Source organism: Paenisporosarcina sp. P4_D4, assembly GCF_056401835.1.
In genome coordinates, this window is the sequence record NZ_JBFUIO010000368.1 from 1 (window position 1) to 844 (window position 844).

1 protein-coding gene is annotated in these 844 nt (G+C 35.5%); it reads right to left on the reverse strand.

The window, feature by feature from the left end; translation table 11 throughout:
• On the reverse strand, positions 1-363 hold a 363-nt coding region (locus tag AC1DSL_RS18885), incomplete at its 3' end, for a response regulator transcription factor (RefSeq protein WP_477533427.1).
• Between the last annotated feature and the right edge of the window lie 481 nt (positions 364-844).

Sequence of the window (844 nt, forward strand, 5' to 3'; positions counted from 1 at the left end):
CTTCTCCTGTCTCCGAAAAATCACACGCATTCTGGCCAAGAGTTCTTCAATAGAAAAAGGCTTTGAAACGTAATCATCTGCACCCACATCTAAACCCATGACTCGGTCCATAACGCTATCTCTGGCAGTTAACATAATGACCGGTGTATCTTTTACCACTCTTAACCTACGGCATATTTCAATTCCATTTAAATGTGGAAGCATTAGGTCGAGTAAAATTAAATCAAACTCTTGATTCATCGCTGCGTCCAGGCCTTCTCTTCCATCATCGACAACTTTGACATCAAAACCTTCATGTTTGAGTTCTAACTCTAAAAATTCAGAGATACTATCTTCGTCTTCAATTAACAATATTTTCTTCAATATGAACCCTCCAAGAAATCAGGTTATGTCTATGTAATCGAACAACAGTGAGCCTTACAATTTTGTTAGACATCAATCTATTTTCACTTAACACTTAACTTCGCCATTTGGAGGCTTAGATAACCAATTAACTTGCAAATGGTCGTGGTCTCATCTGCCCATTTATTCCTAAAAGACCATAAACATCATCTTTTTTATATGCTAATTTAAGTGGTTCATCGCAACTAACCTGTTTCGTGCTCCTTTGTAAAAATCCTTTTGTTTAATCACAACGACCCTCTTTTTTCTAAATCGTACCTGAATAAATTAAAATCACTAATAACAATTGGCAAGAAAAAAGGAATAGATGAAATAAACTCATCTACTCCTTTGAACTATTTACTGATTTATTTTTGATGCTAGTCATTCTCGACTTCATCATCATTATCTTCTTCGTCAGCAACTTTAATGATTTTGCCTGAAGACGCATCTACTTTGACAC